The organism is Agrobacterium albertimagni AOL15, assembly GCF_000300855.1.
In the GTDB taxonomy this organism is placed as follows: Bacteria; Pseudomonadota; Alphaproteobacteria; order Rhizobiales; family Rhizobiaceae; genus Allorhizobium; species Allorhizobium albertimagni.
In genome coordinates this window covers 133112-145638 of sequence record NZ_ALJF01000002.1, presented here as the reverse complement: position 1 = coordinate 145638, position 12527 = coordinate 133112, and the positions used below count along the sequence as shown (strand labels likewise).

Below are 12527 nucleotides of genomic sequence, written 5' to 3'. Positions count from 1 at the left end.
GAAGCCGCCGCCTTTTTCGGCGAGACCGAAGCATATGAAGGAGTATCGCATGAAAGAAACCAAGGAACGCGACGCCCGCCTCCCGATGATGGCCAGCCGTCGCCAGTTCGTGCTGGGAACGGCTGCGATGATGGCTTGTGCCGCTCTGCCGTTTCCCGTCTTTGCACAGGCGGGTGCGGCCCAGCAGATCGCCGACCATTTCTCGAGCGTGAGCACCATGATGGGCGAATTCGTCCAGTTCGGTCCGCGTGGCGAGCAGACAGGCGGCAAGTTCTTCATCGAACGTCCCGGCAAGCTGCGCTTCAACTATGAACGCCCGTCGCCGATGCGCGTGATTTCCGATGGCAAGAATGTCGTCATCGGCAATACCAAGCTGAAGACCTGGGACCTTTATCCGCTCAACAAGACGCCGCTCAGCCTGCTTCTTGCCAACCGGATCGATCTCGGCAACCAGATGGTCCGCGACGTGAAGCAGGAAGCCGACCTGACGACGATCGTGCTCGGCGACCGGACGATCTTCGGCGACTCGACGATCACCCTGATGTTCGATCCGAAATCCTACGAACTGCGCCAGTGGACGATCACCGACGTGCAGAAGAAGGATACGTCGGTGATGATCTTCAATGTTCAGAACGGCGTGAAGTTCGACCCGAGCGTCTTTGAAATTCCCTATGCCGAAGTGCATGGTCAGCGGCGCGGCGGCTGAGGCAATCTGTTTCGACTTGTGGAGAAGGCGGCCGATCGCAAGGGATCGTCCGCCTTTTCCTGTTCATGGGCACCTGAATCTCCTAAACAGCCAAAGGAACATTCAAGGCGGCCACGATGACACTCGCAATCACGACCTGGAACATCAACTCGGTGCGTCTGCGCCTGCCGATCGTCCAGGACTTCCTCAAGCGTGAAAATCCGGACATCCTGTGCCTGCAGGAGATCAAGTGCCAGAACGACCAGTTCCCGGCAGCGGAGATCGCCGAGCTCGGCTATTCCAACATCGTGATCCATGGCCAGAAGGGCTATCACGGGGTCGCAATCTGCTCGAAACTACCATTGGCCGAAGATCACCGTCAGGATTACTGCGGCGTCGGCGACAGCCGTCACATCTCGGCAGTTTTCGAATGGGCCGGACGGCGGATCCGCCTGCACAACTTCTATGTGCCGGCCGGCGGCGACGAGCCGAACCGCGAGATCAACCCCAAATTCGGGCACAAGCTCGACTTCATCGAGGAGATGAAGGCCCTGTCCGCCGAGGCAGAACCGAACACGGGCTCCATTCTGGTCGGCGACCTCAACATTGCGCCGCTCGAGCACGATGTCTGGTCCCACAAGCAGATGCTCAAGATCGTCAGCCACACGCCGGTCGAAACCGACGGGCTGCTCGACATCATGCGTCAGGGCAGGTGGGTCGACCTGATGCGCCAGCACGTACCGGCTTCGGAAAAGCTCTACACATGGTGGAGCTACAGGGCGAAGGATTGGGCTGCAGCGGATCGAGGCCGTCGTCTCGATCACATCTGGTCGTCTGCGGATCTCGCACTACTTCTGTCGCGCGTCGACATCCTCAAGGAAGCGCGTGGCTGGAACCAGCCATCCGACCATGTTCCCGTGACAGCCCGCTTTCAGAATCCATAGCAGGCGATGTAACGCCAGCTATCTAGGAGAATTTCGGCGCCAGCGCTTCCGCGCCGTCAATCAGAGCCGCAAGTGACTGCTTGATCCGTCCCTCGACCTGTCGCGCCATCTGCGGATACTCCTCGAGCAGTCGGTGGAAGAGCGTGCGGGTGATCCTGATGACGTCGGCATCCTCGACCGCAACGGCGGTGTATTTGCGCTCCACCATGGTGATAAGGGCGAGTTCGGACAGCATGATCCCGGGACCGACCCGGGCTTCCAGATGCGGCTTTCCATCCCGGCCGATGACATAGAGCTCGATCTCGCCGCGAACGACGACATAGGCGCATTCTGCCGGCGCCTTTTCTCGGAACAGAGCCTGACCCGCCGCGACCTGCCTGTGCTCGGCACCGAAGGCGATCAGCCGCAGCTGATCCTTGTCCAGACCGGAAAAGAGAGGCAGAGCCGAGAGAAGCTCGATATCGTCGCTGAGTGACATGACGTTTCCTGGTCCGATCGGGCATGCTCGATACGCCCGCAGTCAGTCCATAACGCAAAACGGGGATGAAAACGACACTGAGGTCGCCTTCATCCCCGTCGCATTCGGTTAAGTCGCTCAGGGAACGATCTTGTAGCCGCCGTTTTCCGTGACCAGGATTTCGGCATTGGAGGGATCACGCTCGATCTTCTGGCGAAGCCGGTAGACATGCGTTTCCAGCGTATGGGTCGTCACGCCGGAATTATAACCCCAGACCTCTTCGAGCAGAACGTCGCGCGTCACGACCTTCTGGCCGGCGCGATAGAGATAGCGGATGATCGCCGATTCCTTTTCCGTCAAACGGATCTTCTTGCCGTCTTCGGTCGTCAGCAGTTTCTGGCTCGGCTTGAAGAGATAGGGGCCGACACCGAACGTCGCGTCCTCGCTCTGCTCGAACTGGCGCAATTGTGCACGGATACGGGCGAGCAGAACGGCGAAGCGGAAGGGCTTGGTGACATAGTCATTGGCGCCCGCTTCAAGGCCGAGGATCGTATCGGAATCCGTATCGTGGCCTGTCAGCATGATCACCGGCGACTTGAAGCCGCCCTTGCGCAGGAGCTTGACCGCTTCGCGGCCATCCATGTCCGGCAGCCCGACATCCATGATCATCAGATCGATCTGGGAGGCTTTTGCCGTCTGCATGGCGCGGGTCGCATTGCTTTCCTGCATGAGCGAAAACTCTTCATAGAGAGAGAGCTGCTCGACCAGGATCTGCCTCAGATCGTCGTCATCATCTACAAGCAGAATGGTCCGCGTCGTCATCCGTCATCCTTCCGAATTGGTCCCGTGCTCGGGTCTTGCTGCCCAAGTACACTGGATGTAAGCCTTACTCGCAGCCGTTTAAGGGCTATGAATACAACAATATTCACGAACAAGGCAAAAAGTCGTGACCAAGAGGCGGAAGGCAGCGAAAATCGCCGGTTCGGCAGTCAAACGACTGTTAATCCGCCCTGCTCCTGGCAATCAAAGGCAGGCTATTCTTCAGGCGGGATCGCTGACCTTCCGAGCGGCCCTCGGACGCGGTGGGCGAACCAGTAGGAAACGTGAGGGCGATGGTGCGACACCGATTGCGGTCATGCCTCTGCTCTCTGCCTATCGCCGGGGTGACCGTGGGCCCTGGCCTTCTACCCTTTTGAGCATGCGGAGATCATCATCCGACATGCTCTGGTGCGACGCGGTCGGCGACCCGAACTACAATCGCCCCGTCCGCGCACCCTTCAGCCGCAGTCATGAGACCTTGCAGCGGAGCGACGAGCTGTATGATGTCTGCATCGTGCTCGACTGGAATCTCAGAAGCCGCAAACGCCGATGTGGCTCGGCGATCTTCTTTCACATTGCAAGACCCGGCTATACACCTACAGAGGGCTGCGTCGCCATCAGCCCTCGGGACATGCGCCGTCTGCTCCCACATCTCGGTCCCCGCACCACGCTTCAGGTTCTCTGAACGGAGATTAAGGGCTTTTGCGCGGACCGGGCCTTTCACCGATGGCGGAGCAGCCTAGATACCGAGGTGGCGGATGGCGTATTTTTTGCGCCCCTTCCTGACCGCCACCGATTTCGCGCTGAGCGCAACGAATGACAAATCTGGAGATTTCCACTGATGAGAGACCAAACCCATATTACCCTCAACGACGGCGCCCGTATCCCCCAGGTGGGCCTGGGCGTCTGGCAGACCCCGAACGACGAAGCAGCCCCCGCCGTCAAGGCCGCGCTGTCGGCCGGCTATCGCCATGTCGACACGGCCGCCGTCTATGAGAACGAAGAGGGCGTGGGCGAAGGCATTCGTCAGTCCGGAATCGACCGATCGGATATCTTTCTCACGACCAAGCTCTGGAACACCGAACAAGGCTACGACCAGACGCTGAAAGCCTTCGACGCCAGCCTGAAGCGGCTGGGAACCGACTATGTCGATCTTTATCTCATCCATTGGCCCTCGGCCCATCGGGGCCTGTTCGTCGACACCTGGAAGGCATTCGTGAAGCTGAAGGAAGAAGGGCGGGCGAAATCCATCGGTGTGTCCAATTTCTACCCGGAGCACATCGAGAAGATCATCGCCGAAACTGGTGTAATCCCGGTCATCAATCAGATCGAACTTCATCCGGATTTCCAGCAGCGCGAGGCACGCGCCTTCCATGAGAAGCACGACATCGCGACGCAATCCTGGAGCCCCTTGGGCCAGGGCAAGCTGCTTGCCCACCCTGCCATCGCTGACATCGCCGCCAAGCTTGGTCGTACGCCGGCTCAGGTGATCATCCGCTGGCACATCGACAATGGTCTCGTGGTCATCCCGAAATCGGTGACACCGTCGCGGATCGCTGAGAATTTCAAAGTCTTCGACTTCAAGCTTTCTGCGGAAGATCTGGACACGCTGAACGGACTCGACGATGCAGGCGCCCGGATTGGCCCCGATCCAAAGACGGCAACCTTCTGATTCACGTGAGACACGGCTGATCGACATGCAACGGCCCGCCTCCAAACCAGGAGGCGGGCCGTTTGCTTTCATTGCTTGATGGCCGAATCCCAGTGCTCGTCGGCCTTGCCGTCGACGATCCGCCAGGTGTCATACCAAGTGGTGGTATAGGTCTTGGACGGATCCTGAGGATCCTTCTCCTCGCGGACAATACCGACGGTTACCAGATCGCCCTCGGCTGTGACGAAGGCCACCGGGGTCGAAAGCTTTTTGGGGAGCGGCTTCTTCTCGACTTTCAAGACCTCGGTGAAAAATGCGACGACGGTATCGCGACCCGAGGCGACGTTCGGATTGTGCTGGATGTAGCGCTCGGTCAAGAAGCGGTCGGCCTGGTCCCAGTGCCCGGCCTCCAGGAGGTCGCGCAGGATGTGATAGACGACCTGCTTGTTGGCATGCAGCTTCGGATCAGGGCTGATGAACAAAGCCTCCTTGTCGGCAGCGGCAACCACCGCTTCCTGTGCAGAAGCCGTGGCGGAATAGGAGAATGGTGCAAAGAGACTGAGGGTAACGGCAAGAATGGCCGATTGCTTGATCATGGTTTCATCCTCGGAGGCAGCAGGGGAGATCATCCGGTGATACCGCTTGCCGGCCGAAGCAGGTAGAAGGCAGTTTTTTCAGCCGAAGTCTGCAAAACAGAACCGGCACGACGTCTGCTCCACAAGAACGAGGAGCCGGATATGGTCTCTGGCATGGGCAGTTCTTGCCATCCCTGAACAAGATGTGACACTGTGCGCTGCCACAATTCGGGAGATTTCCATGCTGTTTCGCCGCGCTGTCCTTGCCGGTCTCTCCGCTCTTGCCCTGCTGCCTCTCGCTGCGAACGCCACCGACCTGCCGGATTTGGGCGGCAAGACGGTCGTCGTTGTGACGGAGAATGCCTATCCGCCGCTGCAGTTCGTCGACCCGAAGTCCGGCCAGCAGATCGGCTGGGAATATGACGCGATGAACGAGATCGCCAAGCGGCTCAATTTCACGGTCGAGTATCAGAACACCTCCTGGGATGCGATGATCCAGGCCGTGTCGGACAACCAGTTTCAGATCGGGATGACCGGCATCACCATCAAGGAAGACCGCAAGGAAAAGGTGGATTTCTCCGAGCCCTACATGCGCTCCGAGCAATTCATGCTGGTTCGCGGCGACGAGAGCCGGTTCACCGACGGCAAGAGCTTCGCCGAATTCGAAGACGGCCTTGTCGGTGCACAGCCGGGCACGACCCCCTTCTACACGGCCGTCTATGAGATCCTCGACGGCAATGAGCAGAACCCGCGCATCAAGCTGTTCGAGACCTTCGGTGCGACTGTCCAGGCACTCAAGACCGGCGACGTCGACGTCGTGCTGACGGACGGCACGGCGGGCAAGGGCTATGTCGATGCCTCGAATGGGGGACTGAAGCTCGTCGGCGGCCCGCTCGGTTCGGAGGACTTCGGCTTCATCTTCCCGAAGGGCTCGGAACTCGTCGCTCCCGTCAATGCCGCGATCGCCGCGATGAAGGCCGACGGCACCATCGAGACGCTGAACAAGAAGTGGTTTCTAGACTACAAGATGGGCGAATGAACCGCGTCCGACCCTGCGACCTGAAAGCGGGTGACTGATGGCATTTCAGACCCTTCCGCAGGGTGATCAAAAAGGCGATCGGCCCTGGTGGCTGATCGCTTTCCTTGTGCTGGCGGCAGCGCTTGCCGGCGTCATCTTCGTCAGCGACCTCTATGCGCAGGTCTTCAACACGGTGGCCAAGGGTCTCTGGGTGACGATCTTCGTCACGCTGGTCGGCTTTGCCCTGGCAACGGCTCTCGGCCTGCTGATTGCACTTCTTGGAATGTCGGACAGCGTGGTCCTGCGCCAGATCGCCCGCTTCTACGTCGAGGTCGTGCGCGGCATTCCGATCATCGTCCTGCTCTTCTACATCGCCTTTGTCGGCGCGCCCGGCCTCGTCGCGCTCTATAATCTCATCACGTCTCCACTCGTATCGGCGGGCCTCACGGAGCCGATGGTGGTGCGTGACATCTCCCTGATGTGGCGTGCAATCATTGCGCTGATGATCGGCTATTCGGCCTTCATCGCCGAGATCTTTCGCGCCGGGATCCAGTCGATCGACAAGGGGCAGATCGAGGCGGCCAAGGCGCTGGGCTTGAGCCGCGGCCAGCGCTTTCGTCTGGTGGTCTTTCCCCAGGCCATCCGCGTCATCTTCCCCCCACTGTCGAATGACTTCGTCGCCATGGTGAAGGATTCGTCCCTCGTATCGGTCCTTGGGGTTGCCGACATTACGCAGATGGGCAAGGTCTATGCCTCAGGTTCGTTTCGCTTTTTCGAGACCTATTCGATCGTGGCCTATGTCTATCTCGTCCTGACAATCGGTCTCTCGATCCTCCTGCGAGGCTTTGAACAGCGCATGAGGGCGCGGCATCGATGAAGCTCCCTGCGCTCGATAAAACGGCAAAGACCATAAATCGCGTGCGTTACTATGCAGCCGGCATCACGCGACATGCGGTGCCGCGCGAATGGTATCTGCAGCGGTGCAGACAGATCCTCGGCGATCTGGAAGCGTCACCCGAACTCGAAGAGCTGATGCGAAGGGCGAACTACTACAACAGATTGCCCCATTGTTCCGTCCAGCTCGGCACGAGGCTGAACGCGGTGGACCGTGCTCAGAGCCGCTACTATTTCGATCTGGACGAATATCTGCGCTACTTTCCTTGCCGGTTGAAGGTCAACTATCTCTTCGGCGACGTGACCTGGGTTCCGAACGCGCCAAGCCTCGTCAAGAGCCGTCCGACCGGAGAAGCCAACGAAAATTCCGTGCTTCTGAACCTCGACAAGCTCCGGCATTTCCGGCTGTGCGCCGACGACACCCCCTGGGCGAAGAAGAAGCCGATGGCCGTGTGGCGCGGCGCGCTCAACAATCCGCTTCGCGTGGAACTGTTGCGCCGGCATCAGCAGAGCGAATTCGCCGATGTCGGCCATATCGGAGAAGCAAAAGACGGTCTCCAGGCCAAGGGTTTCCTCAGCCCGCAAGAGCAGATGGGTTACCGCTACATCCTGTCCATCGAGGGCTTCGACGTCGCCACCAACCTGAAATGGATCATGGCTTCGCGCAGCGTATGCGTCATGCCGAAGGGACGCTACGAGACATGGTTCATGGAAGGCGGCCTGATCCCCGACCATCACTTCGTCGAGGTACGCCCTGATTTCAGCGACCTCGAGGACAAGATCGCCGAGCTGGAACGCAATCCGCAATGGGCGCAGGACATCGTGGCCAATGCCAATGCCTATGTCGCCTCGTTCTGCGATCGCAAGACCGAGCGCAAGATCTCCCTGCTGGTGCTTCAGAAGTATTTCGAAGCGACGGGGCAGCTTCCCCCGTCAGCCTTCAGCCCGCTGTTCTTTCAGCAGACGCGCGAATTACAGCCTGCATGACCCGTCAGTACGTTTCCGGAACATACATGTCCGCCGGCACGGGATGGCGGATGTAGTCTGCATTGCGCACCCGGGCGGGAAGCTCGATCGCTTCCTTTGGCACATGCTCATAAGGCACCTGCGTCAGGAGATGCGCGATCATGTTGAGCCGCGCCTTCTTCTTGTCGACGGCCTGGACCACCCACCACGGCGCTTCGGGGATATGCGTGCGGTCCAGCATCTCCTCCTTGGCGCGTGTATAGTCTTCCCAGTGCACACGGCTTTCGAGGTCCATCGGCGAGAGCTTCCACTGTTTCAGCGGATCATTGATCCGCATCCGGAAGCGGAATTCCTGCTCTTCATCGGTGATCGAGAACCAGTATTTGACGAGAATGATCCCCGAGCGCACCAGCATGCGCTCGAATTCCGGGACGGAGCGGAAGAATTCTTCGAGCTCGTCCGGCGTGCAGAAGCCCATCACCCGCTCGACGCCGGCGCGATTGTACCAGGAGCGGTCGAACAGAACCATTTCGCCGGCCGTTGGCAGATGCTGCACGTAACGCTGGAAATACCACTGGCTACGCTCGCGCTCAGTCGGTGCCGGCAGGGCAACGACACGGCAGACACGCGGATTAAGCCGCTGGGTCACGCGTTTGATCGCCCCGCCCTTACCGGCCGAATCCCGTCCCTCGAACAGCACGACCATTTTCAGCTTCTTGTAGTGCACCCAGTCCTGCAGACGAACCAGCTCGTGCTGGAGGCGAAAGAGTTCGCGAAAGTAGATCCTCCGGTCGATCGTCGGCTCTGACATGCCGTCGGCGACGAGCTGGTCCAGCCGATCCTCTTCCAGCTGCTGCTCCAGCTCCTCGTCGAAGCTGTCGAGGAGTTCGGTCTTGATGCGGTGGATCTCTTCGTTCATGGCGCCGGTTCCGAATGGAGTTCGATACTGACGAAGACCAATCATGCTTGCAAGAAAGCTTCATGACAGTCGCATGTCATGGGGCACTCGAAGCAATTGCCGACATCAGCGAAAACTGGTATGACGCCGCCCATGGGATCGAAATTCGGATGCCTCGCGAACCAGTTCATCGTGCTGCAGGACCACAAGCGTCTGCCGGCACGCTTCTTCGCGCGCGTTCAAGGGGCCCTTGCGAGCCTTCGCGGCTGAGCTCCTGCGACCGGAAGACCGGCGCGATAAGACCTCACACTTCAAGAAATCCCTTATACTCAGTCTGGATGGAACTCACCCATGAGCGCACCTCGCACCCTTTACGACAAGATCTGGGACGACCACGTCGTCGATCGTCAGGTCGATGGCACCTGTCTTCTCTACATCGACCGTCACCTCGTGCATGAGGTGACGAGCCCCCAGGCCTTCGAAGGTCTGCGCATGGCTGGCCGCAAGGTCCGCGCGCCGCAGAAGACGCTGGCAGTCGTTGACCACAACGTGCCGACCTCGCCAGACCGCCATCTCGGTATCAAGAACGAGGAAAGCCGCATCCAGGTCGAGGCGCTTGCTACCAACGCAGCCGAATTCGGCGTCGAATACTACTCGGCTTCCGACAAGCGTCAGGGCATCGTGCATATCGTCGGCCCGGAACAGGGCTTCACCCTGCCCGGCATGACCATCGTCTGCGGTGACAGCCACACCTCGACACATGGCGCCTTCGGTGCGCTGGCGCATGGCATCGGCACGTCTGAGGTCGAGCACGTGCTCGCGACCCAGACGCTGATCCAGAAGAAGGCCAAGAACATGCTGGTGCGCGTCGACGGGAAGTTGCCCGAAGGCGTGACGGCAAAGGACATCATCCTCGCGATCATCGGCGAGATCGGCACGGCCGGCGGCACTGGCCACGTCATCGAATTCGCCGGCGAAGCCATCGAGGCGCTGTCGATGGAAGGCCGCATGACAGTCTGCAACATGACGATCGAGGGCGGCGCACGCGCCGGTCTCATCGCGCCGGACGAAAAGACCTTCGAATACATCAAGGACAAGCCGCGTGCGCCAAAGGGTGAAGCGCTCGAGCAGGCAATTGCCTACTGGAAGACGCTGAAGTCCGACGAAGGTGCGCATTTTGATCGCGTCGTCGTACTCGACGCGGCCAACCTGCCGCCGATCGTCTCCTGGGGCTCGTCGCCGGAAGACGTCGTGTCCATCGAGGGCGTGGTTCCGAACCCCGACGACATCCAGGACGAGACGAAGCGCACCTCCAAGTGGCGCGCGCTCGACTATATGGGCTTGAAGCCGGGCACCAAGATCACCGACATCGCCATCGACCGCGTCTTCATCGGCTCCTGCACCAATGGCCGTATTGAGGACCTGCGCGAAGTGGCGAAGGTCGTTGAAGGCAAGACGGTGGCATCCACGGTATCTGCCATGATCGTTCCGGGCTCCGGCCTGGTGAAGGAACAGGCCGAAGCGGAAGGCCTCGACAAGATCTTCAAGGCGGCCGGCTTCGACTGGCGCGAGCCGGGCTGCTCGATGTGCCTTGCCATGAACGACGACCGCCTGAAGCCGGGCGAACGCTGCGCCTCGACGTCGAACCGCAACTTCGAAGGCCGCCAGGGCTTCAAGGGCCGCACACACCTCGTTTCGCCGGCCATGGCCGCTGCCGCCGCTGTAGCGGGTCACTTCGTCGACATCCGCAGCTTCAAGTAAGCGCAAGCGACAAACGACCGATTATCAGCCGCCCGCTGCAAAGCGGGCGGTTTCTTTTTGGCTGCCCGTTGCAAACAGACGTGAAGCGACTATCGTCGAGCTGTCACAAAACTGTCATCTGCCGCTTGCGGGTCCCTCATGAAAACCAGTGAATTCGTCAACTCGATCCGCAGGCCGCGGTCGTGAGTGCTGTTGCCGTGGGGCTGGCGCTTGTCGCCGCGATCTTGCACGCCACTTGGAACGCCTTCCTGCGGACGGGAGCAGACCGTCTCTGGTCGATCACCGTGATGAGCCTGGCGGGCAGTGTCATCACCCTCCCCCTGCTTTTTACGGTGCCTGTGCCGGGGGCAGCCGCATGGCCCTATATCCTGCTCTCGGCAAGCCTTCAGGTGGGCTATAGCCTGTTTCTGGTGGCGGCTTACCGGCATGGCGAACTGGGCCAGGTCTACCCGATCGTTCGTGGCACGGTTCCTCTCCTGGTCACGCTCGGCGGCTTTCTCTCCTTCGGCGAAGTCTTGGGGCCGTGGCAGACCCTCGGCGTCATCATGATAGCGACCGGCATCATGAGCCTGTCGCTTGGCAAGACCCGAGCTGCAACCTCTTCGATCCTGTTTGCCCTGGCCACGGGCCTGATCATCGCCTGCTATTCGACCGTAGATTCCCGTGGCGTGAAGCTGGTCGAACAACCGATCGCCTATGCACTCTGGGTGCTGTTTCTTTTTGGCATCATGATCACGATCGCCTTTGCCGTGACACGCCGCGGCCTGATCATCGATCTGCGCTCGCCGCTGACCTGGAAGGCGGCCGCTGGAGGCGTCGTCGCCATGCTGGCCTATGGCCTCGTCGTAGTGGCCTATGCCTATGCCCCTGCAGGGCTTGTCACGGCAGTCAGGGAAACCAGTGTCGTCTTCGCCGTCTTGATCGGCGCCCTTCTCCTCGGCGAACCTCTCACCGTCCGCAGGCTTCTTGCCTGCCTGATCGTTGCCGGCGGCGCAATCAGCGTCAGTCTCTGACAGAAAGCCGAAACGAAAAAAGGCTCCGGAAACCGGAGCCTTTCGTCATGCGATATGCTGGCAGCTGCTTATTCGGCAGAAGCTTCAGCGGCGGCTGCAGCTTCAGCAGCAGCGGCCTTTTCAGCGGCTTCGGCTGCTGCCTTTTCGGCGGCCAGTGCCTGTGCTGCTGCAACCTTCTCGGCTTCCAGACGTGCCTTTTCCTCGGCAACGGCGGCGCGCTCGGCGTCGTTCAGCTTGCGGGCGCGGGTGCCGGTGTTCTCGACGATACGAGCCGACTTGCCGCGACGATCGCGCAGGTAGTAGAGCTTGGCGCGACGGACCTTACCGCGGCGAACGATTTCGACGCTTTCGACGAGCGGCGAGTAGACCGGGAACACTCGCTCGACGCCTTCGCCGTAGGAGATCTTGCGAACCGTGAAGCTCTCGTTAATGCCGCCGCCCGAACGAGCGATGCAAACGCCTTCATAGGCCTGTACGCGGGTACGGTTGCCTTCCTTGACGGTGACGTTGACGCGGAGCGTGTCGCCCGGGGAGAATTCCGGAAGCTTGCGCTTGGCTTCGATCTTGGCGGCCTGTTCGGCTTCCAGCTGCTGAATGATGTTCATGTCTAACCTCGGTTTTCTTCTGAAACAGCCAGAGCGCTCGACTACAATCCCTTGGTCTATGCCGCAGGATTTTGACCCTGACGGGCCGGAGCGAATTCACAGTTCTTTGTTGTGGCAGACGGGCAAAGAGCCCATTTCCGACGCGGCCAATACACCAAGACGCTCCGCTTGTCACCCCTAAGGCTGCGAATTTTTGCATGTGCGATGCGGCGCGAAGCCTTGCGGCGCAGGAACTCTCCTC

At 60.1% G+C, this 12527-nt stretch carries 14 protein-coding genes; 9 read left to right on the top strand and 5 right to left on the bottom strand.

The genetic code is table 11. The annotated features are described in order from the left end of the window. The first annotated feature begins 34 nt into the window (after window positions 1–34). Both QWE_RS01505 and QWE_RS01500 read left to right on the top strand, forming a co-directional pair. Complete coding sequence (locus QWE_RS01505) at window positions 35–706, top strand: outer membrane lipoprotein carrier protein LolA (protein ID WP_420804537.1); 672 nt, start codon at window positions 35–37, stop codon at window positions 704–706. A 116-nt stretch (window positions 707–822) separates the two neighbouring features. Beyond that, on the top strand, window positions 823–1629 hold the full coding sequence (locus QWE_RS01500; RefSeq protein ID WP_006724292.1) for an exodeoxyribonuclease III: 807 nt from the start codon (window positions 823–825) through the stop codon (window positions 1627–1629). 22 nt (window positions 1630–1651) lie between these two features. Here the strand turns inward: QWE_RS01500 and QWE_RS01495 are convergent, their stop codons facing one another. Then, entirely contained in the window at window positions 1652–2107 is a 456-nt protein-coding gene (locus QWE_RS01495; protein WP_006724291.1) for a cyclic nucleotide-binding domain-containing protein, read from the bottom strand. Between the two features lie 117 nt (window positions 2108–2224). Continuing rightward, window positions 2225–2908, bottom strand: a complete 684-nt coding sequence (locus QWE_RS01490) for a response regulator transcription factor (RefSeq protein WP_006724290.1) — start codon at window positions 2906–2908, stop codon at window positions 2225–2227. Window positions 2909–3059: 151 nt separating this feature from the next. Between QWE_RS01490 and QWE_RS01485 the strand changes: the two genes are divergently transcribed. Both QWE_RS01485 and QWE_RS01480 read left to right on the top strand, forming a co-directional pair. Further along, window positions 3060–3590: a L,D-transpeptidase family protein gene (locus QWE_RS01485; RefSeq protein ID WP_040299352.1), complete on the top strand. Its 531-nt coding sequence runs from the start codon at window positions 3060–3062 to the stop codon at window positions 3588–3590. A 156-nt stretch (window positions 3591–3746) separates the two neighbouring features. After that, a complete protein-coding gene (locus QWE_RS01480; protein WP_006724288.1) occupies window positions 3747–4577 on the top strand; it encodes an aldo/keto reductase in 831 nt (276 codons plus the stop codon). Between the two features lie 68 nt (window positions 4578–4645). On the opposite strand, the gene QWE_RS01475 is transcribed toward QWE_RS01480, so the two are convergent. After that, window positions 4646–5152 (bottom strand): nuclear transport factor 2 family protein, encoded by a 507-nt coding sequence (locus tag QWE_RS01475; RefSeq protein WP_006724287.1) that lies wholly within the window; start codon window positions 5150–5152, stop codon window positions 4646–4648. 220 nt (window positions 5153–5372) lie between these two features. Here QWE_RS01475 and QWE_RS01470 point away from each other — a divergent pair, with 220 nt between their 5' ends. The 3 genes from QWE_RS01470 to QWE_RS01460 are packed head-to-tail and all read left to right on the top strand — an operon-like array spanning window position 5373 to window position 8030. Further along, entirely contained in the window at window positions 5373–6170 is a 798-nt protein-coding gene (locus QWE_RS01470) for a transporter substrate-binding domain-containing protein (protein WP_006724286.1), read from the top strand. 37 nt (window positions 6171–6207) lie between these two features. Next, window positions 6208–7026 (top strand): amino acid ABC transporter permease, encoded by an 819-nt coding sequence (locus QWE_RS01465; RefSeq protein ID WP_006724285.1) that lies wholly within the window; start codon window positions 6208–6210, stop codon window positions 7024–7026. Window positions 7027–7067: 41 nt separating this feature from the next. Continuing rightward, a complete protein-coding gene (locus QWE_RS01460; RefSeq protein WP_157790667.1) occupies window positions 7068–8030 on the top strand; it encodes a glycosyl transferase family 90 in 963 nt (320 codons plus the stop codon). Window positions 8031–8034: 4 nt separating this feature from the next. On the opposite strand, the gene ppk2 is transcribed toward QWE_RS01460, so the two are convergent. Then, a complete protein-coding gene (gene ppk2 / locus QWE_RS01455; RefSeq protein WP_006724283.1) occupies window positions 8035–8928 on the bottom strand; it encodes a polyphosphate kinase 2 in 894 nt (297 codons plus the stop codon). Between the two features lie 330 nt (window positions 8929–9258). Between ppk2 and leuC the strand changes: the two genes are divergently transcribed. Both leuC and QWE_RS01445 read left to right on the top strand, forming a co-directional pair. After that, window positions 9259–10668 (top strand): 3-isopropylmalate dehydratase large subunit, encoded by a 1410-nt coding sequence (gene leuC, locus QWE_RS01450; protein ID WP_006724281.1) that lies wholly within the window; start codon window positions 9259–9261, stop codon window positions 10666–10668. Window positions 10669–10850: 182 nt separating this feature from the next. Beyond that, a complete protein-coding gene (locus QWE_RS01445; protein ID WP_040299270.1) occupies window positions 10851–11681 on the top strand; it encodes a DMT family transporter in 831 nt (276 codons plus the stop codon). 68 nt (window positions 11682–11749) lie between these two features. Here QWE_RS01445 and rplS read toward each other — a convergent pair whose 3' ends face one another. After that, window positions 11750–12286: a 50S ribosomal protein L19 gene (gene rplS, locus QWE_RS01440; protein WP_006724279.1), complete on the bottom strand. Its 537-nt coding sequence runs from the start codon at window positions 12284–12286 to the stop codon at window positions 11750–11752. Window positions 12287–12527 lie beyond the last annotated feature (241 nt).